Annotated in this window: 21 protein-coding genes; 16 read left to right on the forward strand and 5 right to left on the reverse strand. The window is 71.5% G+C overall.

Going from position 1 to position 22127, the window contains the following annotated elements; translation table 11 throughout:
* Positions 1 to 243: 243 nt before the first annotated feature.
* From ssgD to ACYBSK_RS24650, 5 genes are all read left to right on the forward strand, one after another.
* Entirely contained in the window at positions 244 to 603 is a 360-nt protein-coding gene (ssgD, locus tag ACYBSK_RS24630) for a spore wall synthesis regulator SsgD (RefSeq protein ID WP_460247092.1), read from the forward strand.
* Between the two features lie 298 nt (positions 604 to 901).
* On the forward strand, positions 902 to 2512 hold the full coding sequence (locus ACYBSK_RS24635; RefSeq protein WP_460243358.1) for an ABC-F family ATP-binding cassette domain-containing protein: 1611 nt from the start codon (positions 902 to 904) through the stop codon (positions 2510 to 2512).
* Positions 2513 to 2566: 54 nt separating this feature from the next.
* Positions 2567 to 4867, forward strand: a complete 2301-nt coding sequence (locus ACYBSK_RS24640; RefSeq protein ID WP_460243359.1) for an ATP-binding cassette domain-containing protein — start codon at positions 2567 to 2569, stop codon at positions 4865 to 4867.
* 75 nt (positions 4868 to 4942) lie between these two features.
* A complete protein-coding gene (ddaH, locus tag ACYBSK_RS24645) occupies positions 4943 to 5719 on the forward strand; it encodes a dimethylargininase (protein WP_460243360.1) in 777 nt (258 codons plus the stop codon).
* A 94-nt stretch (positions 5720 to 5813) separates the two neighbouring features.
* On the forward strand, positions 5814 to 6788 hold the full coding sequence (locus ACYBSK_RS24650; protein ID WP_457479392.1) for an acyl-ACP desaturase: 975 nt from the start codon (positions 5814 to 5816) through the stop codon (positions 6786 to 6788).
* A 195-nt stretch (positions 6789 to 6983) separates the two neighbouring features.
* On the opposite strand, the gene ACYBSK_RS24655 is transcribed toward ACYBSK_RS24650, so the two are convergent.
* Both ACYBSK_RS24655 and ACYBSK_RS24660 read right to left on the reverse strand, forming a co-directional pair.
* Complete coding sequence (locus ACYBSK_RS24655) at positions 6984 to 7226, reverse strand: WhiB family transcriptional regulator (RefSeq protein ID WP_457479393.1); 243 nt, start codon at positions 7224 to 7226, stop codon at positions 6984 to 6986.
* A 122-nt stretch (positions 7227 to 7348) separates the two neighbouring features.
* Complete coding sequence (locus ACYBSK_RS24660; protein WP_460243361.1) at positions 7349 to 8140, reverse strand: VOC family protein; 792 nt, start codon at positions 8138 to 8140, stop codon at positions 7349 to 7351.
* Between the two features lie 246 nt (positions 8141 to 8386).
* Here ACYBSK_RS24660 and ACYBSK_RS24665 point away from each other — a divergent pair, with 246 nt between their 5' ends.
* Positions 8387 to 9607, forward strand: coding sequence for a glycoside hydrolase family 64 protein (locus ACYBSK_RS24665; protein WP_460243362.1), 1221 nt, complete (start codon positions 8387 to 8389; stop codon positions 9605 to 9607).
* A gap of 17 nt (positions 9608 to 9624) precedes the next feature.
* Here ACYBSK_RS24665 and ACYBSK_RS24670 read toward each other — a convergent pair whose 3' ends face one another.
* Together ACYBSK_RS24670 and ligD are read right to left on the reverse strand one after the other, a co-directional pair.
* A complete protein-coding gene (locus tag ACYBSK_RS24670; RefSeq protein ID WP_460243363.1) occupies positions 9625 to 10470 on the reverse strand; it encodes a GMC family oxidoreductase in 846 nt (281 codons plus the stop codon).
* Between the two features lie 75 nt (positions 10471 to 10545).
* On the reverse strand, positions 10546 to 11595 hold the full coding sequence (gene ligD / locus ACYBSK_RS24675) for a non-homologous end-joining DNA ligase (RefSeq protein WP_457479397.1): 1050 nt from the start codon (positions 11593 to 11595) through the stop codon (positions 10546 to 10548).
* A gap of 73 nt (positions 11596 to 11668) precedes the next feature.
* On the opposite strand from ligD, the gene ACYBSK_RS24680 reads away from it, so the two are divergent.
* Entirely contained in the window at positions 11669 to 12730 is a 1062-nt protein-coding gene (locus ACYBSK_RS24680; RefSeq protein ID WP_460243364.1) for an ATP-dependent DNA ligase, read from the forward strand.
* A 62-nt stretch (positions 12731 to 12792) separates the two neighbouring features.
* A complete protein-coding gene (locus ACYBSK_RS24685; RefSeq protein ID WP_457481844.1) occupies positions 12793 to 13701 on the forward strand; it encodes a DUF3048 domain-containing protein in 909 nt (302 codons plus the stop codon).
* Between the two features lie 151 nt (positions 13702 to 13852).
* On the opposite strand, the gene ACYBSK_RS24690 is transcribed toward ACYBSK_RS24685, so the two are convergent.
* Positions 13853 to 14317: a MarR family winged helix-turn-helix transcriptional regulator gene (locus ACYBSK_RS24690; protein WP_460243365.1), complete on the reverse strand. Its 465-nt coding sequence runs from the start codon at positions 14315 to 14317 to the stop codon at positions 13853 to 13855.
* Positions 14318 to 14517: 200 nt separating this feature from the next.
* Here ACYBSK_RS24690 and ACYBSK_RS24695 point away from each other — a divergent pair, with 200 nt between their 5' ends.
* The 8 genes from ACYBSK_RS24695 to ACYBSK_RS24730 all read left to right on the forward strand — a co-directional run bounded on the left by ACYBSK_RS24695 (position 14518) and on the right by ACYBSK_RS24730 (position 22035).
* Complete coding sequence (locus ACYBSK_RS24695; protein ID WP_460243366.1) at positions 14518 to 15273, forward strand: CoA transferase subunit A; 756 nt, start codon at positions 14518 to 14520, stop codon at positions 15271 to 15273.
* A 2-nt stretch (positions 15274 to 15275) separates the two neighbouring features.
* Positions 15276 to 15920: a CoA transferase subunit B gene (locus ACYBSK_RS24700; protein WP_460243367.1), complete on the forward strand. Its 645-nt coding sequence runs from the start codon at positions 15276 to 15278 to the stop codon at positions 15918 to 15920.
* Complete coding sequence (locus tag ACYBSK_RS24705; protein WP_460243368.1) at positions 15917 to 17131, forward strand: thiolase family protein; 1215 nt, start codon at positions 15917 to 15919, stop codon at positions 17129 to 17131. The genes ACYBSK_RS24700 and ACYBSK_RS24705 overlap by 4 nt, the downstream gene beginning before the upstream one ends.
* A 14-nt stretch (positions 17132 to 17145) precedes the next feature.
* Entirely contained in the window at positions 17146 to 17919 is a 774-nt protein-coding gene (gene pcaH / locus ACYBSK_RS24710) for a protocatechuate 3,4-dioxygenase subunit beta (RefSeq protein WP_457479403.1), read from the forward strand.
* Between the two features lie 6 nt (positions 17920 to 17925).
* Positions 17926 to 18528 (forward strand): protocatechuate 3,4-dioxygenase subunit alpha, encoded by a 603-nt coding sequence (pcaG, locus tag ACYBSK_RS24715; RefSeq protein ID WP_457479404.1) that lies wholly within the window; start codon positions 17926 to 17928, stop codon positions 18526 to 18528.
* Positions 18525 to 19841: a 3-carboxy-cis,cis-muconate cycloisomerase gene (gene pcaB, locus ACYBSK_RS24720; RefSeq protein WP_460243369.1), complete on the forward strand. Its 1317-nt coding sequence runs from the start codon at positions 18525 to 18527 to the stop codon at positions 19839 to 19841. The genes pcaG and pcaB overlap by 4 nt, the downstream gene beginning before the upstream one ends.
* A 219-nt stretch (positions 19842 to 20060) precedes the next feature.
* Positions 20061 to 21182, forward strand: coding sequence for a bifunctional 3-oxoadipate enol-lactonase/4-carboxymuconolactone decarboxylase PcaDC (gene pcaDC / locus ACYBSK_RS24725; RefSeq protein ID WP_460243370.1), 1122 nt, complete (start codon positions 20061 to 20063; stop codon positions 21180 to 21182).
* A 40-nt stretch (positions 21183 to 21222) separates the two neighbouring features.
* Positions 21223 to 22035, forward strand: coding sequence for an SDR family NAD(P)-dependent oxidoreductase (locus tag ACYBSK_RS24730; protein ID WP_460243371.1), 813 nt, complete (start codon positions 21223 to 21225; stop codon positions 22033 to 22035).
* Positions 22036 to 22127: the final 92 nt, after the last annotated feature.

A 22127-nucleotide genomic window follows, 5' to 3' on the forward strand; every position in this document is an offset into this window, starting at 1 on the left:
GCCACAAGAGCGCGGCCCTTTTTTCCGCATCCCGATGGTGTCGGCAGTCACACCTGCACCAAGGTTGAAACCGGTGACACAGGTCACTCGAATTTCGACCGGGTTCGGGCGCACGGATTCCCTCATTCCGCCGTCTAGTCAAGTGAGGCCGTGCAGTCCCACCGTCCAGCCGTCACAAGGGAGCAGGCGTTGTCCGTCATCGAGCAAGCCGTCGAGGCCCGTCTCGTCGCCGCCGCGCCGCGCATGGCGCACATCCCGGCGACTCTGCGTTACGACGTGCGTGACCCGTTCGCCGTGCGCATGTCCTTCCCGGCCCCGGCGACCCTCGAAGGCGTCGCGGTGAGCTGGACCTTCGCCCGTGAGCTGCTCACCAGCGGGGTGACGAGCCCGGCGGGCGCGGGTGACGTGCGCGTGAAGCCGTACGGCTACGACCGCACGGTCCTGGAGTTCCACGCGGTGGAGGGCACCGCGATCGTGCATGTGCGCACCGGTGAGCTGCGCCGTTTCCTGGCGGAGACGACGGATCTGGTCCCGGTCGGCGACGAGGCGGCGCACGTGGACGTGGACGGCGACCTGGACGAGCTGCTGCGCGACGTCTACTGAGCGGAGCGCTACTGAGCGGACCGCGCCATTAATTCCTTTGACAGCCCCTTGAGGGGCTCCTAGCTTGGTCGACGGTTCTGTTGCCGTCGATCGGAGAAGGACGTTGCTCCACTGAGGTCCTGAGACACCGCGCATGTGTCACGCCTTCGCGTACCCATGTCCTCGCGCGTGTGCGACCTCGGTTCCCGAGCCGTCCTCCCCGCCGGAGCAGGCCTCCTTCTGTGGCCCTCGCCCCCCCCGCGGTGTCTCGAACGCGTTGCATCCCACCGCATCCACCGAGCAACCGCGAGGTCGCCTCATGTCACATCCCCACGGCTTTCCGGGCTCCGCCCCCGCCTCCGTCGCCTGCACCGCACTCGACTTCGCCTGGCCCGACGGCACCGCGGTCCTCGACGGCCTCCAGGTCTCCTTCGGCCCCGGCCGCACCGGCCTGATCGGCGTCAACGGATCCGGCAAATCGACCCTGTTGAAGCTCATCGCCGGGGAACTCGCCCCGACCGACGGCACCGTGCGGGTCACCGGCGAGGTCGGTCATCTGCCGCAGAACGTCACGCTCGACACGGCGCTCCGTGTCGACGAGGCGCTCGGCATCGCCGGCACCCGCGCCGCCCTGCACGCCATCGAGTCCGGCGACGTACGGGAGGAGCACTTCACCGCCGTCGGCGACGACTGGGACGTCGAGGAGCGCGCCCGCGCCATGCTCGGCGAGCTGGGTCTCGGCCACGTCGACCTGGACCGCACCATCGGTGAGGTCTCCGGCGGCGAGTCCGTGCTGCTGCGCCTCGCCGCGCTGCTGCTGCGCCGCCCGGACGTGCTGCTCCTCGACGAGCCGACCAACAATCTCGACCTGCGCGCCAGAGGGCGCCTGTACGCGGCCGTGGAGGGCTGGTCCGGAGTCATGATCGTGGTCAGCCACGACCGTGAACTCCTCGACCGCGTCGACCAGATCGCCGACCTCCGCGACGGCGAGGTCACCTGGTACGGCGGGAACTTCTCCGCGTACGAGGAGGTCCTCGCCGCCGAACAGGAGGCGGCGGAGCGGATGGTGCGGGTCGCCGAGTCCGACTGGAGGAAGCAGAAGCGTGAACTGACCGAAGCACACGTGACGCTGGCGCGGCGCAAGCGGTACGGACAGAAGATGTACGACACCAAACGCGAGCCGAGGGCGGTGATGAAGCTGCGCAAACGCTCCGCCCAGGTCTCCGCGGGCAAGCACCGCATCCTGCACGAGGAGAAGCTCGCCGAGGCGAAGGAACGCCTCGACGAGGCGGTGGAGGCGGTGCGCGACGACGACGAGATCCGCGTCGACCTGCCGTACACGGCCGTCCCGCCGGGCCGCTCCGTGCTGTCCCTGCACAACATCACGACGGTGTACGGGGCGCGCGTGGCGGGCGAGTTCGAGCTGCGGGGCCCCGAGCGGATCGCGCTGCTCGGCCCCAACGGCTCGGGCAAGACGACGCTGCTGCGCACCGTCGCGGGCGAACTGGCGCCGGCCGACGGCGCGGTGGAGGCACACGTGCCGCTGCGTTTCCTGCCGCAGCGGCTCGACGTCCTCGACGACCGCCTGAGCGTCGCCGAGAACGTGGCCCGGTTCGCGCCACAGGCCACGAACAACCGGGTGCGGGCGCGGCTGGCCCGCTTCCTGTTCAAGGGGGCGCGGGCGGACCAGCTCGCCGGAACGCTGTCCGGCGGCGAACGGTTCCGGGCGACGCTCGCCGCGCTGATGCTCGCCGAGCCGGCGCCGCAGTTGCTGATGCTGGACGAGCCGACGAACAACCTGGACCTCGCCAGCGTGGCCCAGCTGACGTCGGCCCTGGAGTCGTACGAGGGCGCGCTGATCGTGGCCAGCCACGACCTGCCGTTCCTGGAGTCCATCGGCATCACGCGATGGCTCGACCTCGGCGCGTAGAAACCCCGGAATACCCGACATAACCTGTCGGGTATTCCGCCTAGCGTCGCTGTCATGACGTACTTGCACATCGTCGGCGCTCGCGAGAACAACCTCCGGGACGTCACCCTGCACATCCCGAAGGAGCGGCTCACCGTCTTCACGGGGGTGAGCGGCTCCGGCAAGTCCTCCGTCGTCTTCGACACCATCGCCGTGGAGTCGCAGCGCCAGCTGGGCGAGACGTACACCTGGTACGTCCGCAACCGGCTGCCCAAGTTCGAGAAGCCGCACGCGGACGCCCTGGAGGAGCTGACGCCCGCGATCGTCGTCGACCAGAAGCCGATCGGCGGGCACTCCCGGTCCACGGTCGGCACCATGACCGACGTGTACTCGGTGATCCGCGTGCTGTTCTCGCGGTACGGGACACCGAGCGCGGGGCCCGCGACCGCGTACTCGTTCAACGACCCGAGCGGGATGTGCCCGCGGTGCGACGGGCTCGGGCGCACGGTGCGGCCCGACTACGACCGCATCCTCGATCCGTCGAAGTCCCTGGCGGACGGCGCGATCCTGTTCCCGCCGTTCGCCGTCGGGACCTGGCAGGGGCAGACGTACACCGAAACCACCGACCTCGACACCGGCAAGCCGGTGGGTGAATTCACTGCCGCCGAGCGGGAGTTCCTGATGCGCGGGCGGGACGCGAAGGTCAACGTCGCCAACACGGGCGGCCGTCGCGACATCGACTTCGAAGGGCTCGCCGACCGCTTCGAGCGGCTGTACCTCAACCGGGACCTGTCGACACTGAGCCAGCGCACCCGCGACCTGGTGGGCCGGTTCCTGACGGAGGGCACCTGCCTGGCCTGCGACGGGGCACGTCTGAACGCCGCCGCGCTCGCCACCCGCGTCGAGGGCCTGGGCATCGCCGCGTGCACGCGCATGGAGGTCAGCGAGCTGATCCCGGTGCTGCGCCGCATCGACGACCCCGTGGCCGGACCGATCGCCGACGCCACCGTCACCGCGCTGGAGCGCATCGAGGCGATCGGCCTCGGCTATCTCAGCCTGGACCGGGAGACGTCGACGCTCTCCGGCGGCGAGGGCCAGCGCCTGAAGACCGTGCGGCACCTGGGCTCCAGCCTGACCGGGATGACGTACATCTTCGACGAGCCGAGTGTCGGCCTGCACCCGCGCGACGTGGGGCGCCTGAACGAGCTGCTGCTGCGCCTGCGCGACAAGGGCAACACCGTGCTCGTCGTCGAGCACGACCCCGATGTCATCGCCGTCGCCGACCACGTCGTCGACATGGGACCGGCGGGCGGCGCCGACGGCGGGCGCGTGGTGTTCGAGGGCACGCCGGACGCGCTGCGCCGCGCGGACACCCTCACCGGACGCTGCCTGCGCCGCACGGGCGGCGTGAAGACGGACCCGCGCCCGGCCACCGGTCACCTGCGGATCGAGGGCGCCCGGCTCCACAACCTCAAGGACGTCACCGTACGCGTGCCGACCGGGGTGCTCACGGCCGTCACGGGGGTCGCGGGATCCGGCAAGAGCTCCCTGGTCGCGGGCGCGTTCCTGGCCGCGCACCCGGAGGCGGTGGTCGTCGACCAGTCGTCCATCGGGATCTCGGGGCGGTCCACCCCGGCGACATACCTCGGGATCATGGACACCGTACGGAAGGTGTTCGCGCGCGAGACGGGCACGCGGCCGGGCCTGTTCAGCTTCAACTCGGGCGGCGCGTGCGAGAGCTGCGAGGGGCGCGGCGTGATCCACAGCGACCTGGCGTTCATGGACCCGGTGACCACGGTGTGCGCGGCGTGCGACGGGCGGCGCTTCAAGGACGAGGTGCTCGCCCTCACCGTGCGGGGGCGGTCCGTGGCGGACGTGCTCGACATGACGGCCGCGCAGGCCCTGGACTACTTCGCCGACCTGGACGAGCCGGGCGTGCGCCGTCGGCTGCGGGCCCTGCACGAGGTCGGCCTCACCTACCTGACGCTCGGCCGGCCGCTCAGCACGCTGTCCGGCGGCGAGCGCCAGCGCATCAAGCTGGCGACCCAGCTGCACCGGACCGCGGCGACCTACGTCCTCGACGAGCCGACCACCGGCCTGCACATGGCCGACGTGGACGGTCTCGTGGCGCTGCTCGACCGGCTCGTCGACGCGGGCAACAGCGTCCTGGTCGTCGAGCACAACCTCGACGTGATCCGGCGGGCGGACTGGATCATCGACATGGGCCCCGAGGGCGGCCGGCACGGCGGCGAGGTGCTCTTCGAGGGCACACCGGCCCAACTCCTGCGCGCGGACGGCTCGTTCACGGCGGAGCACCTGCGGCGGGCCGTCGCGGGGGCGGGCGGGCGGAGTGAGGGGGCGGTGACGGCCGCGTAACAGGGGATTCCGCGACACGTGTCGTCCTGTGCATGATGTGCGCCGTCACCCCATTTCTTCACCATGGAGTACGCCGTGCCCAGCAAGAAGGCCCTCGTCCGCCGCCCCGGACCGCGCATCGCCGACGGGCTCGTCACCCACATCGAGCGGACCCCGGTCGACGCCGCGAAGGCGCAGGAGCAGTGGCAGGGGTACGTGGGCGCCCTGGAGGCGCACGGCTGGGAGACGTTCCTGGTGGAACCGGTCGACCTGTGCCCGGACGCGGTGTTCGTGGAGGACACCGTGGTGATCTTCCGGAACGTGGCACTCATCACCCGGTCCGGCGCCGAGCCGCGGCGCCCGGAGACGCCGGGCGTCGAGGAGGCGGTCGCGCGGCTCGGCGCCTCCGTCAACTGGGTGTGGGAACCGGGCACACTGGACGGCGGCGACGTACTGAAGGTCGGCGACACGATCTACGTAGGGCGCGGCGGGCGCACGAACGCGGCGGGCGTGGCCCAGTTGCGCGCCGTCTTCGAGCCGCTCGGCGCGCGGGTGGTCGCGGTGCCGCTCAGCAAGGTGCTGCACCTGAAGTCGGCGGTGACGGCGCTGCCGGACGGCACGGTGATCGGCCATCCGCCGCTGGTGGAGCACCCCTCCCTGTTCCCGCGCTTCCTCCCGGTGCCCGAGGAATCGGGGGCGCATGTGGTGCTGCTGGGCGACGACCGGCTGCTCATGGCCGAGAGCGCGCCGAAGTCGGCGGAGCTCTTCGCGGACCTGGGATACCAGCCGGTTCTGGTGGACATCTCCGAGTTCGAGAAGCTCGAAGGCTGTGTGACCTGTCTCTCAGTTCGACTGCGGGAGCTCCACGCGTAACAACGATCTTTATGGGGCGCTTAACCTACGGCAACGTAACCTACGACACCGTAGGTATCTCCGCTCGCATTACCTCCGTCCCCCAGGAGCCCCCGTGACCGTCATCTCCCCCCGCCTCGGCTCGTCGACCACATGGACCGACGCCCGCCTGCTCCACGCGCTGGAAGAAGTCGTGGAACAGGAGCTCAACCGGCACCTGAAGGTCGCCAAGGACTGGATGCCGCACGACTACGTGCCGTGGTCCGACGCCCGCAACTTCCCCGAGTTCTTCGAGGACGGCGAGGCGTGGTCCAAGGAGCAGTCGAAGGTCACCGAGATCGGCCGCACCGCCCTCATCGTCAACCTCCTCACCGAGGACAACCTCCCCAGCTACCACCACGAGATCGCCTCGCTGTTCGGCCGCGACGGCGCGTGGGGCACGTGGGTGCACCGCTGGACGGCCGAGGAGGGGCGGCACGGCATCGTGATGCGCGACTACCTGCTCGCCTCGCGCGCCGTCGACCCCGACAAGCTGGAAGCCTTCCGCATGTCGCACATGAGCGAGGGCTTCGAGTCGGACAACCGGCACTCGATGCTGCACTCGGTCGCCTACGTCTCCTTCCAGGAGCTGGCCACCCGTATCTCGCACCGCAACACCGGCCACCAGTCCGGCGACCCGGTCTGCGACCGCATGCTCTCCCGAATCGCCACGGACGAGAACCTGCACATGGTCTTCTACCGCAACCTGCTCAAGGCCGCCTTCGAGATCGCCCCCGACCTGACCATGCAGGCCGTCCGCGACGTCGTCGTCAACTTCCGCATGCCCGGCCACGGCATCCCCGGCTTCGAGCGCGCGGCGGCGCAGATGGCGATCGGCGAGGTCTACAACCTCCGCATCCACCACGACGACGTGATCCAGCCCGTCCTGCGCTTCCTCAAGGTCATGGACATCGACGGCCTCGGCCCCGAGGGCCTCAAGGCCCAAGAGGAACTCGGCCTCTTCATGAACGGCCTCGACACCGAAGCCTCCAAGTTCGACGAGAAGCTGGCGGCCCGAAAGGCCCGCATGGCGGCGCGAGCGGCGTCGTAGCGCTCCAGGGCATTTCAAGCCCCTCCGCACCCATGGAGCAGCGCCCGGCCACATCAAGCCCCTCCGCACCCATGAAGCAGAGTCCGGGTAAATCAAGCCCCTCCGGCGATTGAGGAGCGGGGTCCGGGGCGGAGCCCCGCGACGCAGGGGGGCGGCCGACCGCCACAGATCACGCCCCGGGCGGCCACGCCCTCGTCACCCCCGCCGGAGGCGCTCCCGCTCCTTCTCCGACATCCCACCCCACACCCCGAACCGCTCATCGTTCTCCAACGCATACTCCAAACAACTCCGCCGCATCTCACAGAGGCCACAAATCTCCTTGGCCTCCCGCACGGAGCTCCCCGGCTCCGGAAAGAAGAAGTCGGCACCGGTCTGGGCGCACAGCGCCTGGTCCCGCCAGGTGGGGCCGGCAGGCGCGAGGGTCGTGTTCGCGTACATGCGGCCCAGCCTGCCGCCCCCCGAAAAACGTTTGATCAACGCCGAATCAACGGACGACACCCGGACGCCGCGACACCCGGCCCCGACCCCTCGCCCCGACCTCCGCCCCGGCCCCCGCACGGTCACTTCTGCTCGGGGTCACCCTTCAGCACCGCGAAAGGCGCCCCGTACGGATCCGCCAGCTTCGCGATCCGCCCGACACCGGGAATGCTGACCGGCTCACCCCGCACCGTCCCGCCCAGCTCCTGCGTCCGGTCCGCCGTCGCGTCCACGTCCGGGACGTGGATGTACGGCGTCCAGTGCGGGCCCGCCGGGGCCTCCACGGGGTCGCTCTGGAGCGGGACCATCCCGCCGAACATCGCGTTCTCGTCCGTGCCCGGCGGGTTGACCGTCGTGTAGGAACCGCCGGGGAACTCGACGTCGAAGGCGCCCCAGTCGAAGACCGAGCCGTAGAACCGCTTCGCCGCGGGCACGTCCGGGGTGTACAGCTCCACCCAGTTCAGCCCGCCGTCGTCCCGGGTGTACTCGAGCCCCTTGTTCTTCCCCGGCTGCCAGATGCCGAAGGAGGCGCCCGCCGAGTCGGTGAAGATGGCCATCCGGCCCAGGTCGAAGACGTCCATCGGCTGAAGCAGCGCGCTGCCGCCCGCCTGCTCGACCGCCTTCGCCGTCGCGTCCGCGTCCCCGCTCTGGAAGTACACGGACCAGCCGGGCCCGCCCTGCTCGGGCGTGACGGTCATGGCCCCGCTGACGGTCCTGCCGTCGAGCTGGAACATCCCGTAGCCACCCGCCTCGGGGCCCGCCGACTGGAACGTCCAGCCGAAGAGGCCTCCGTAGAACGAGATCGCGCCGTCCATGTCGGGGGTGCCGAGGTCCAGCCAGTTCGGCGCGCCGTTCACGAACTCCGTTGTGATCATGGTCTTGCCCTCCTCGTCGAGGGTTTCCTCTACCGGACTGCCGAGTCTTCCACCGGGCACTGACAATCGCCCTCGCACCACTCTGACCTGCGATGGTTCAGACCAGAGGAAGCGAACGCTCCGTCTTCAACAGTTGAACGCAAACAATTTCTGAGAGCGCTCTCTGCGAAAAGTATTGACGCCTGTGGCCACCCTCGCCACAGTAGGGCTCCCCCACACACCCCCCACATTCAGGGAGTGCCCCTCGTGATCTCGCGCAGAAAATTCCTCGTCGGCACCGGTGCCGGTCTCGCCACCGCCGCCGCGGCGCTCACCGTCCCCTCCTGGACCGCGGGCGCCGCACCGGCCACGTGCGAACTCGCCCTGGAGAACAAGTCGTTGACCGGCACGGTGCACGCCTACGTCACGGGCCACGACGGCGCGACCGGCAACTGGGTGCTGCTGCGCTCCGACGGCAGCGTCTACCGTCCCGAGTCACCGAGCGCCCCGCAGACCCCGCTGCCCGTCGACTGCGCCATACCGCTCGGCGCCGCCGGCTCCGCGCCGAAGGTGGTGACGCTGCCTCAGATGTACGGCGCCCGCGTCTACTTCGTCCGCGACGACACGCTCGAATTCTTCCTCAACCCGGGCCCCTCGCTGGTCGAGCCGGCCTTCGCCACGAAGGAGGACGCGAACTACGGCAAGACCTGGGCGTTCGCCGAATTCACCTTCAACTCCGAGCAGTTGTACGCCAACATCAGCTACGTCGACCTGGTCACGGCCCTGCCCATCGGGCTGAAGCTGGAGGGCGACGCCACGCACACCGTCGCGCCGTTCCCGGAGGGCGCCATCGACAAGATCGCCGCCGACCTCGCGGCGCAGGCCGCCAAGGACGGGCAGCCCTGGGACAAGCTCGTCATCAAGGGCGACGACGGCAAGGTGCTGCGCGCGATCTCCCCGCAGAACCTCATGGCGCCGTACTTCGACCGCCCCGACGAGATGCCGTTCCGCGACGTGTGGGGCGCCTACATCGACCAGGTGTGGGAGAAGTACGCCTCGACGGACCTCACGATCGATCTCCAGGGCGGGCGCGGCACCTTCACGGGCCGGGTCAGCGGCGACACGCTCACCTTCAACGGCGGCCACACCTTCGCCAAGCCGTCCTCGAAGGACATCTTCACCTGCAACCACGGGCCGTTCGCCAACAACCCGGACGACTCCGACGACAAGAAGGGCATCCTGTCCCGCCTGGCCGCCGGGTTCAACCGCAGCATCATGCTCACGCACACCTCGCAGCCCAACGGTCTGACGTCCGCGGACTACTACCAGGACGCCACGACCAACCACTGGTCGCGCATCGTGCACGCCAACTCCCCCATCGGCTACGCGTTCCCCTACGACGACGTACAGGCCGAGGGGCAGCCGGACGTGTCCGGCGCGGCGCACGACGGCAACCCGCGCCGGTTCACGGTGAGCGTGGGCTCGTAACTCCCCTTACGGGCGCGCTACTTGGTGGCGTCCTCGCGGATCAGGTCGGCGGCCCGCTCCGCGAGGGCGACCGTCGGCGCGTGCGTGTGGCCGCGCGTGATGCGCGGCATGACGGAGGCGTCGACGACGCGCAGGGCCTCGGTGCCGCGCACCCGCAGCCGGGGGTCGGTGACCGAGCCCTCGTCGGCGCCCATCCGGCAGGTGCCGACGGGGTGGTAGAGGGTCTCGGCGGTGGCGCGCACCGAGCGGACGAGCGCCTCGTCGTCGACGACGCCGGGGTAACCGCCCATCGGCCCGGTGTGGTGCCCCGCGAGGGCGCCGTCGGCGAGGATCTCCTCGGCGCGGCGCACCCCGGCGACGAGGGTGCGCAGGTCCTCCTCGTCGGTCAGGTAGCCCGGGTCGATCCGTACCTCCGAGTCCCGGCCCGTCGGGGTGACGCGGCCCTCGCTCCTGGGCTGGAGCAGGACCACGCCGACGGTGAGGCCGTGCTCGGTGGGCGCCTGGAGGCCGTGGTTCACGAACGGTACGGGCGCGTAGATCAACTCGATGTCGGGAGCGGCGAGTTCGGGACGGGTCGCGAGGAAGGCGACGGCCTCGCCGACGTTGGAGGTGAGCGGTCCGCGGCCGCCGAGCAGGAAGCGGGCGATGTTGGCGGGCGAGTCGGCCCCGGTGAGCGTGACGGGCTTCGCGGCGCGGCCCGTGAGGGCGGGAAGCAGCGCGGCACGGTACCGGAGCGGGGAGGCACGGCCGCGCCGTTCCCGCCCCCAGCCTGACGCCCGGTCAACTGCCGTCGGCAGGACGCGCGTCGGAGCGCGCGAGGCACTGGCCCGGCAGCCCGGAGGTACGGCGCGTCGCCGGCGCACGGCACAGCCGCAGGCGGTGGAGCGGGCGGCCCGCCTCGCGGGACGGACGGCTCACCTCCCGGAGGGGCCGCTCACTCAACCGGCGTCCTCGGGCTCGTGTCTGGCGCGGCTCGGCTGCACCCGTTTCGGCTCGCCGGGCATCTTCGGGTACTCGGGCGGATACGGCATGTCGCCCAGGCCGCGGTCCTTCTCGTCGCGGTCGGCCAGCTCCAGGAGGGCGTCCAGCGAATACCTCTCCCGGTCCATGTCGGCGTGCACGTCGCCCACGTCGGCGTACCGCTTGGGCATGGAGACGATGTCGAAGTCGCGGGGCAGCGCGTCGCCGACCTCGTCCCAGGTGAGCGGCGCGGAGACCGGGGCGTGCGGGCGGGCGCGGACCGAGTAGGCGGAGGCGATGGTGCGGTCGCGGGCCGTCTGGTTGTAGTCGACGAAGATGCGCTCGCCGCGCTTTTCCTTCCACCAGGCCGTGGTGACGAACTCGGGCATCCTGCGCTCCAGTTCACGGCCGCAGGCGATGGCGGCGCGGCGCACCTCGGTGAAGGTCCAGCGCGGTTCGATGGGTACGAAGACGTGCAGGCCGCGTCCGCCGGAGGTCTTCGGCCAGCCGCGCAGGCCGCCGAAGTCGTGCAGCACGGACCGTAGTTCACGGGCGGCGTGCACCGCGTCGGCGTAGTCGGTGCCGGGCTGCGGATCGAGGTCGATGCGCAGCTCGTCGGGGTGGTCGGGATCGTCCCGGCGCACGGGCCAGGGGTGGAAGGTGAGCGTGCCGTACTGCGCGGCCCACACCACCGCGGCGATCTCCGTGGGGCACATCTCGTCGGCGGTGCGGCCCGACGGGAAGGTGATGGTGGCGGTCGGAATCCAGTCGGGCAGGTTCTTCGGCGCCCGCTTCTGGTAGAAGGACTCGCCGGTCACGCCCTCGGGGTAGCGCTCCAGTGTGGTGGGCCGGTCGCGCAGGGCCCGCAGGATGCCGTCGCCGACCGCGAGGAAGTAGTTCGCGACGTCGAGCTTGGTGTACGCCGCCTTCCCGCTGTCCGGGAAGTACACCTTGTCCGGGCTGGACAGCCGTACCGCCCGTCCGCCCGCTTCCAGTTCCACCGCCGCGCCTGCGCCCTTGCCGCCCATGCGCTCACGCTAGGCCGAAAGGACGTAGTTCGCATACCGGGCGATGTGCGGCGACAGCGGACAGAATCGGTGCATGGATCTTCCCGTGATGCCGCCGGTCAAGCCGATGCTCGCCAAGTCCGCCGCCGCGATCCCCGCCGGGATGCACTACGAGGCGAAGTGGGACGGCTTCCGGGCGATCGTGTTCCGCGACGGTCCGGAGATCGAGCTCACGAGCCGCACCACCAAGTCTCTGACCAGGTATTTTCCCGAGCTGGTGGCGGCTTTGGCCGAGCGGCTGCCGGAGCGCTGCGTACTCGACGGGGAGATCGTGATCGCGCGGGACGGGCGGCTGGACTTCGACGCGCTCACCGAGCGCATCCACCCGGCGGCCTCCCGGGTGAAGACCCTGGCCGAGCGCACGCCCGCCTCCTTCGTGGCCTTCGACGTGCTGGCGCTGGGCTCCGAGTCCACGGTCGAGCTGCCGCTGACCGACCGCCGGGCCCTGCTCGAACAGGCGCTCGCGGGCGCCTCGGCGCCCCTGCACCTCGCGCCCGCGACGACGGACCAGGAGCTGGCCGAGACCTGGTTCGAGCAGTACGAGGGCGCGGGCCTGGACGGCGTCGTCGCCAAGCCGCTCACCCTGCGCTACCGGCCGGACGAACGCGTCATGCTCAAGATCAAGCACGAGCGGACCGCGGACTGCGTCGTCGCCGGGTACCGCTTCCACAAGAGCGGCCCGGTCGTCGGCTCGCTGCTGCTCGGCCTGTACGACGACGAGGGCGCGCTCCAGCACGTCGGGGTCTGCGCGGCGTTCACGATGAAGCGGCGTACGGAGCTGGTGGCCGAGCTGGAGCCGCTGCGCATGGAGGCCGCCGAGGGCCACCCGTGGGCGGCGTGGACGGAGGAGGCGGCGCACGAGGGGCGGCGGATGCCGGGGGCCACCAGCCGCTGGACCGGCAAGAAGGACCTCTCGTGGGTGGCGCTGCGGCCCGAGCTCGTGGCCGAGGTGGCGTACGAGCACATGGAGAACGGCGCGCGTTTTCGCCACACGGCCCGTTTCCGGCGCTGGCGCCCGGACCGGACCCCGGAGAGCTGTACGTACGCGCAGTTGGAGGAGCCGGTGTCCTTCGACCTGGCGGACGTGCTGCGCTGACGGAGTGGCGCGCCGCGGGGTGAACGGGGCGCGCTCCCGGGTATGCAGAGGCCGTGGACGAGATGCGCGTGCGCAGACGCACGGTCGTGGCCGGCTGTCTCGGGCTGTTCGCGGCGGCCTGTACGCCGAACCGGCTGCCCGGGGACGGAGGCTCGGCGTCGACGCGGGCGCCACTGCTCGCCGTGAAGATCGACAACGTGGGGCCCGCGCGCCCGCAGACCGGGATCGACGAGGCCGACATCGTGTACGTCGAGCAGGTCGAGGCGGGGCTGAGCCGGCTGATGGCGGTGTTCGGCTCGCGGCTGCCGGACGTGGTCGGGCCGGTGCGCAGCGCCCGCGAGACCGACCTGGAGCTGTTGCGCCAGTTCGACCGGCCCACGCTCGCCTACTCGGGGGCGCAGAGCGCGCTGCGGCCGTCGATCGAGGCGGCGCCGCTGACGGCGGTGCCGCCGGGGCGGGGCGCGGGGGCCGGAGCGTACTTCCGCGGCTCCGACAGGCCCGCGCCGCACAATCTGTACCTGCGTCCGGCGAAGCTGGGGGAACCCGCGGCGGGGGTGCACGCGGGGAAGCTCGCCGGGTTCGAGTTCGCGGAGCGGGTGCCCGAGGGCGGCCGGGCGGAGGCGTCGCGCACGGTGCGGTTTCCTGCGGCGCGGTTCCGGTTCGACTGGTCGGCGGAGCGGGGGCGGTGGCTGGTCGGCATGGACGGGCGGGCGGCGACGGTGGTGGGCGGGGAGCGGCTCGGCGCGTCGACGGTCGTGGTGCAGTACGTGGACGTCGAGTCGTCGCGGTTCCACGACCGGTCCGGGAACGTGTCGCCGTTGTCGCGGACGGTTGGGGAGGGGCGGGCGGTGGTCCTCCGGGACGGGCGCTCATACGACGCGGGGTGGGAGCGTGGGACTCCGTCGGACGGTACGAGGTTCACGGTGCCCTTCGCCCCGGGCCCGGTCTGGCTCCTCCTCACCGACTCCTGACACTCACCCGTGGCCGCACCCCGGGGCTCCGCCCCGGACCCCGCGCCTCAAACGCCGGCGAGGCTGAATGTGCCCGTCCACATCAAGCCCCTGCGGCGATTGAGCAGCGGGGTCCGGGGCGGAGCCCCAGGGCGTGAGGCACGGGTGGGTGTCAGGGAGCCGTGGGCTCCAGGGTGGGCGCATGCCGAAGGGTTTCGGCCGCATCGCACACCCGCTGAATCAGATCGAAGAACACCACCCGCTCCTCCGCCTCCAACGGCGCCAGGAACACCTGATTCATCCGCGCCGTCCGCACCGTGAGCTTCTTGTGCGTCCGCAACCCCGCCGGCGTCAGCCTCAGCAGCCACCGCCGCCCGTCCCTCGGATCCCGCACCTTGTCCACCAGCTCACGCCGCGTGAGCCGCGTGATCACCTCCGCGATGGTGGACCGGTCGAGGCCCACCCGCTCCCCCACGGTCCGCTGGTCGAGCCCCGGCTCCGCCACCAGCGCGTTGAGAACCGCGAACTGCGGAGACGTGATCTCCTCGGAGACCATCGTGTTCCACAGCAGATAGTGCGCCTGCTGGAGCCGCCGGGCGAGATGCCCGGGATGGGCGGCCAGATCCACCGCGGCCATGGCGGTCCTCCGTCTGCTGTCGTTCGCCGCTGAAAGCGGCCGTGCACTGAGCAAGGATCGGATAACGCGCCCCGGATTGTCGAGCACATCCATGGTTTTCCCTTGCAACTCTTGACGGTTCAGACACCCGATGGCAACGTGAGCCGGACCCAGAAAATGCTCAGTGCGCTGAGCACTTCGCGGAGATGAGGCTCGCAGGGATGGACAAGGTTGTCGCCACGGCCGCAGCGGCCGTAGCCGATGTGGGGGACGGCGCGTCGCTCGCGGTCGGCGGGTTCGGCTTGAGCGGAGTGCCGAATGTGCTGATCAAGGCCCTGTACGACCAGGGCACCGGGAACCTCTCCGTGGTGTCGAACAACTGCGGCGCCATGGAATCCGGCCTCGCCGTCCTGCTGAGCGCCGGACGGATCAGCCGCGTCACGGGCTCGTACATCGGCGGGAACAAGGAGTTCGCCCGCCAGTACCTGGGCGGCGAGATCGAGGTCGAGATGATCCCGCAGGGCACGCTCGCCGAGCGCCTGCGCTCGGGCGGCGCGGGCATCCCCGCCTTCTACACCCCGGCGGGCGTCGGCACCCAGGTCGCCGACGGCGGCCTCCCCTGGCGCTACGACGGCAGCGGCGGGGTCGCGAAGGCCTCACCGCCCAAGGAGGTCCGCGAGTTCGACGGCGTCGAGTACGTCCTGGAGCGCGGCATCCGCACCGACTTCGCGCTGGTGCGCGCCGCCAAGGGCGACCGGCACGGCAACCTGGTCTTCAACAAGTCCACACGGAACTTCAACCCCCTCGCCGCGCAGGCAGGACGGATCACCATCGCCGAGGTGGAGGAGCTGGTGGAGCCGGGCGAGATCGAGCCCGACGCCGTGCACCTGCCGGGCATCTTCGTGCAGCGCGTCATCGCCCTGACGCCGGAGCAGGCGGTCGACAAGGGCATCGAGAAGCGGACGGTGAGTGAGTAACCATGTCCTGGACCCGTGAAGAGATGGCCGCGCGCGCTGCCCGCGAGCTGCGCGACGGCCAGTACGTGAACCTCGGCATCGGCCTGCCGACGCTGATCCCCAACTACCTCGGCGGCGACGTCGAGGTGATCCTGGAGTCGGAGAACGGCATCCTGGGCACCGGCCCGTACCCCACCGACGACGCCGTCGACCCCGACCTGATCAACGCGGGCAAGGAGACGGTCACCGTCCTGCCCGGCGCCTCGTTCTTCGACTCCGCGCTGTCCTTCGGGATGATCCGCGGCGGCCACATCGACGTCGCCGTGCTCGGCGCCATGCAGGTGTCCGCGAGCGGCGACCTCGCCAACTGGGCCGTGCCCGGCAAGATGATCACCGGCATCGGCGGTGCGATGGACCTCGTGCACGGCGCCCGTACGGTCCTGGTCACCATGACGCACACCGCGAAGGACGGCTCCCCGAAGATCGTCGAGGAGTGCTCGCTGCCGCTGACCGGCAAGGGCTGCGTCGACCGGATCATCACCGATCTCGCCGTGCTCGACGTGACCGATGACGGCCTGGAGCTCGTGGAGCTGGCGCCGGGCGTGAGCGCCGACGAGGTCGTCGAGAAGACCGCCGCGAAGGTACGTGTCCCGGAGGAGTCCAAGTGAGCCGCACCGTCAAGGACGTCTACATCGTCGACGCCGTCCGCAGCCCCATCGGCCGCTACAACGGCGCCCTCGCGGCCGTCCGCCCGGACGACCTCGCCGCGCACGCGATCCGTGAACTGATCGCCCGTACGCCCCAGTTGGACCCGTCCCGGATCGAGGACGTGTACGTCGGCAACGCCAACGGGGCGGGCGAGGAGAACCGCAACGTGGCCCGTATGGCGGGGCTGCTCGCCGGGCTTCCCACGTCCGTGCCGGGCGTCACCGTGAACCGGCTGTGCGCCTCCGGCCTGGAAGCCGTGGTCCAGGCCGCCCGCGCCATCGCGGTCGGCGACGCGTCGATCGCCGTGGCGGGCGGCGTCGAGTCCATGACCCGCGCACCCTACGTGCTGCCGAAGAACGACAAGCCGTTCCCGGCCACCAACACCGCGATGTACTCCACCACTTTGGGCTGGCGCATGGTCAACCCGAGGATGGAGCCGCAGTGGACGGTGCCGCTGGGCGAGTCCGCGGAACTCATCGCCGACAAGCACGGCATCACGCGCGAGCAGCAGGACGAGTTCGCCCTCGCCAGCCACCAGAAGGCCGCCGCAGCGCAGAAGAACGGGTACTTGGACGCCGAACTCGCGCCGGTCACCATCCCGCAGCGCAAGGGCGACCCGGCCGTCGTCACCGCCGACGAGTCCGTACGCGCCTCGGCCTCGCTCGAAGCGATGGCGAAGCTCAAGCCGTCCTTCCGCGCGGACGGCGGCACGGTCACGGCGGGCAACGCCTCGCCGCTGAACGACGGCGCCGCCGCACTGCTCCTCGTCGACGAGGAGGGGCTGAAGGCCACCGGGCGCGAGCCGCTCGCCCGGATCTCCGCCACCGGCGTCTCCGCGATCGACCCGCACTACTTCGGGCTCGCCCCGGTCGAGGCCACGAACCGGGCGCTCGCCAAGGCCGGCAAGGGATTTGACGACCTGTCGACACTGGAGCTGAACGAGGCGTTCGCCGCGCAGGTCCTCGGCTGCGTCGCCGAATGGCCCGCGTTCGACCCGGCGATCCTCAACCCGCAGGGCGGCGCCATCGCGCTCGGCCACCCGCTCGGCGCGTCCGGCGCCCGGCTCGCCGGCACGGTCGCCCACCAGCTCGCCCGCAAGGGCTCCGGTGTCGGCGTCGCCACGCTCTGCATCGGCGTCGGCCAGGGCCTCGCCCTCGTCCTGGAACGTTAGGAAGGTCCGCCCTCATGGCTCTCACCCAGCACGACATCGACCTCGAGATCGCCGCCAGGCGCGAGGCCTACTACAAGGGCCTCGCCGAGGGGGCGCCCGTCGAGGACCACCCGCGGCGCGACTACGCGCCGTACCGTTCCTCCACCTTCCGGCACCCCAAGCAGCCACCGATCAACATCGACGTCTCCAAGGACCCGGAGCTGATCGAGCTGACCGCTCCCGCCTTCGGCGAGCGCGACATCACGAAGATCGACAACGATCTGACGATCCAGCACCCGGGCAAGCCCATAGGCGAGCGCATCACCGTCGAGGGCCGCCTGGTCGACCGCGACGGGCGGCCGCTGCGCGGTCAGCTGATCGAGCTGTGGCAGGCCAACTCTGCGGGCCGCTACGCGCACAAGATCGAGGTGCACGACGCGCCGCTCGACCCGAACTTCACGGGTGTCGGCCGCGCGCTGACCGACGACGACGGCTGGTACAAGTTCACGACCATCCAGCCGGGCCCGTACCCGTGGGCGCAGCACACCAACGCCTGGCGCCCGGCGCACATCCACTTCTCCGTGTTCGGCTCGGCGTTCACCCAGCGCCTGGTGACGCAGATGTACTTCCCGAACGACCCCCTGTTCCCGTACGACCCGATCCTCCAGTCGGTGACCGACGACGCGGCGCGCCAGCGCCTGGTCGCCACGTATGTGCACGAGAAGTCGGTGCCGGAGTTCTCGATGGGCTACCAGTGGGACATCGTCCTCGACGGCCCGCACGCCACCTGGATGGAAGAAGGGCGCTGACCAGCCATGACGCAGATCGACACCACCAACCCCGAGTCCGTGCGGCCCACCCCGTCGCACACCGTCGGCCCCTGGTACGGCTACGCGCTGCCCTTCGAGGGCGGCGGTGACATCGCCCCGGTCGGCCACCCCGACACGATCGCCGTGCACGGCTACGTCCGCGACGGCAACGGCGACCCGGTCCCCGACGCGTTCGTCGAGGTGTGGGGCGCGGACCCCGAGGGCAACGCCTCCACCATCGACGGTTCGATGCGCCGCCAGCCCTTCACCGGCGGCTACCTGGGCCGCAACGGCGTGGAGTTCACCGGCTGGGGCCGCATCGAGACGGACGCGAACGGGCACTGGGCCGTACGCACCCTGCGCCCCGGCGCGCGCGGCGCCTCGGCGCCGTACCTCGCCGTGGTGATCTTCTCCCGCGGTCTGCTGCACCACCTGTACACGCGGATCTACTTCGCGGACGACGCGGCGCTGGGCACCGATCCGGTGCTCCAGCAGGTCGACCCCGCGCGCCGCGACACGCTGATCGCACAGCGGCAGGCCGATGGCACGTACCGTTTCGACATCCGCCTTCAGGGCGAGGGCGAGACGGTCTTCCTGGAGTTCACGTGACGTTGTTCGACCCCGGCAGCGAGGACGCGCCCACCGAGCGCACCACGTCCGAAGAGGCTTTTCTTCAGGCCCTGTTGGACGCGGAGGCGGGCCTGACGCGGGCCCAGTCCGCGCTCGGCCTCGCCCCCGCCGCGGCCGCCGAGGCGGTCACCGCGGCGGCCGTCGCCGACCGCTTCGACGTCCGGGACCTGGCGCGCCGGGCGCGCGGCGGCGGCAATCCGGTGATTCCGCTGGTCGCCGACCTCACCGCCGCGGTGCCCACCGAGCACGCGCCGTACGTGCACCGGGGGGCGACGAGCCAGGACATCCTGGATTCGGCGCTGATGCTGGTGGCGGCGCGGACGCTGGACGCGGTACTCGCCGAACTCACCTCGGCGGAAGGGGCGTTGGCATCACTGGCATCGAATCACCGGGACACGGTGATGCCGGGCCGCACGCTCACCCAGCAGGCCGTTCCGACGACGTTCGGACTCAAGGCGGCCGGCTGGCGCGCTCTCGCGCTCGACGCGCGGGACCGGCTGCGGGCCGTACGCGCCGCGCTTCCGGCGCAACTGGGCGGTGCGGCGGGCACGTTGGCGGCCTTCGAGGCGTACGGGGCGCGGGACCCGTTGGGGCTGGTGACGGCCTACGCGCGCGAACTCGACCTCGCCGCACCGGAGTTGCCGTGGCACGTCCTGCGGACGCCGGTGGCGGATCTGGCCGGAGCGCTGGCCTTCGCGGCGGGTGCGCTCGGCAAGGTCGCGGCGGATGTCCTCGTGCTCTCCCGTACGGAGATCGGCGAGCTGGCCGAGGGATCGGGCGGCGGGTCCTCCGCGATGCCGCACAAGGCGAACCCGGTCCGCTCCACCCTGATCGCCGCCGCGGCCCGGCGGGCGCCGGCGCTCGCGGCGACGCTGTACGGTTCGCTGGCCGCGGAGGACGAGCGGCCGGCCGGGGCGTGGCATGCCGAGTGGGGGACGCTGCGGGAGCTGTTGCGGGTGGTCGGCGGGGCGGCGCGGGACGCGGCGGAGTTGGTGGGTGGGCTCGTGGTGCGGGGGGATGCGATGCGGGCGCATCTGGCGATGACCGGTGGGGCGATCGTGTCGGAGCGGTTGTCGGCGGAGTTGTCGGGGGTGCTGGGGCGGGGGCCGGCGAAGGAGTTGTTGGCGGGTGCGGCGCGGAGGGCGCGGGAGGAGGGGCACGGCTTGGCCGACGTCCTCGCGTCCGAGCGTGTGCTCAAGGAGGCGGGGGTGGACGTGGCCGACCTGCTGGATCCCGCGCGTTACACCGGCGCGGCGGGGGCCCTCGTGGACCGCGCCCTGACCCGCCACTGACATGCCCCTACCCCGCCCCACCCCTTCCCGAAAGCACTGCGTGCGCTGCGCAGGGGCGGGCCGGTACCGCACCCCTCGGCCCCCGTGGCCGGCGTTGCGCAGTTCCCCGCGCCCCTGGAGACAGGGGCGCGGGGAACTGCGCGACACCGACCACGGACGGCCGCACGCAGACGACCGCCCAAGAAACACAAGGTCCACACCACGACCGGGAGCCCACCCATGAACGCACACCGTCTCCACCACCACACCGAGGGCTCGCCCACCGCTCCCCCGCTGCTCCTCGCCCCCTCCCTCGGGACGAGCCTCGCGCTGTGGGACAAGGTCGCCCCCGAACTCTCCATCGCCCACCACGTCGTGCGGTGGGACCTCCCCGGCCACGGCGGATCGCCCGCCGACCTGATCACGGCGGGCGCCACCGTCGCCGACCTCGCCGCCCTCGTCCTCGCCCTCGCCGACGACCTCGGCATCGACCGCTTCGCCTACGCCGGCGTCTCCCTCGGCGGAGCCGTGGGCCTGCACCTCGCGGCGCACCACCCGGAACGTCTCACACGCCTCGCCGTGATCTGCTCCTCCGCCCACTTCGGCGGCGCCAAGAACTGGGAGGACCGCGCCGCGCTCGTCCGCGAGGAAGGACTCGCCGGCCTCGCCGACAACGCGCCCTCCCGCTGGTTCACCCCCGGTTTCACCGACGAGCGCCTCGTGCGGGACCACCGCGACGCCTCCCCGGAGGGCTACGCCGCCTGCTGCGACGCCCTCGCCGCGTTCGACCTGCGCGACCGCCTCCCGGAGATCACCGTCCCCACCCTCCTCATCGCCGGCCGCGAGGACCCCGCCACCCCGCCCGCGCACCTGCGCGAGATCGCCGACGCCGTACCGGACGCCGAACTCGTCGAGCTGTCCGGCGCCTCCCACCTCGCCCCCGCCGAGCGCCCGGAGGCGGTCCTCGGGGCGCTGCGCACCCACTTCGGGCCGGGCGCCAAGCGCGGCATGGAGGTACGCCGCGAGGTACTGGGCGACGCGCACGTCGACCGGGCGCAGGCCAAGCAGACGCCGTTCACGGCCCGGTTCCAGGACTTCATCTCGCGGTACGCGTGGGGCGAGATCTGGACCGACCCCACGCTCTCCCGCCGCGAACGCAGCATGGTCACGATGACCGCGCTGGTCGCCCACGGCCACCTCGACGAGTTCGGCATGCACGTGCGCGCCGCGCTCCGCAACGGCCTCACCACGGACGAGATCGGCGCCGTGGTGCAGCAGTGCGCGGTGTACGTGGGCGTACCGGCCGCCAACTCCGCGTTCGGCGTGGCCCAACGGGTCCTCACCGAGGAGGGCCTGGCCTGACCCTGCGCGTCCCCCGGCGCACAGGCCCTAGCCTGGAGGGATGGCCACCATTCTGATCACCGGCGCGACCTCCGGCCTCGGCCGGCACCTCTCCTTCGAGCTGGCCCGCGGCGGGCACGTCGTCCTCGCCCACGGACGCGACGGGAAACGGACGGACGCGCTCGTGGCGGAGCTGCGGGCGGCCGGCGGCCACGCCGAGGGCTTCGTCGCCGACCTCGCCTCCCTGGAGCAGGTCCGCGGCCTCGGCGCCCGCGTCGCCGCCGCCCACCCCGACCTCGACGTCCTCGTCAACAACGCGGGCGTCGGCTTCGGGGAGCCGGGGGCGGGCCGCGAGGTCAGCGCCGACGGGCACGAGCTGCGCCTCGCCGTGAACCTGCTCGCCCCCGTCGCCCTCACCCGCGCCCTGCTGCCCACGCTGCGCGCCAACGCGCCGTCCCGGGTGGTGAACTGCGGCTCCCTGGGCCAGTCCCCCGTCGACTTCGACGACCTGGAGTTCACGCGCGACTACGCCGGTACGGAGGCGTACTGCCGCGCCAAGTTCGGTCTCGCCGCGCACACCTTCTCCCTCGCCCGCGAGCTGACCGGCACCGGCATCCACGTCAACGCGGTGCACCCGGCGACGTACATGGACACGGCGATGGTCCGCGAGGCCGGGGTCGGTCCGCTGAACTCCGTCGAGGACGGCGCGGCCGGCGTACTCGCCCTGGCCGTAGGCGAGATGGGCGGCGAGGCGACGGCCGGATTCTTCGACGGCGAGCAGGCGACCCTGGCCCACGCGGACACGTACGACCGCGAGGTGCAGGACCGGCTCGACACCGAACTCGACCGGATCCTCAAGCCGTTCGGGCTCTAGGGCCCTTCTGACGGATCAGGCTGGGCCCGGGAGGCCGCATCGTTCGGCTCCGCGAGCGGGGTCTGGTGCGTGCAGCTGCAAGGCGGAGGAGG

The sequence above is a fragment of the Streptomyces sp. BYX5S genome (genome assembly GCF_054724165.1).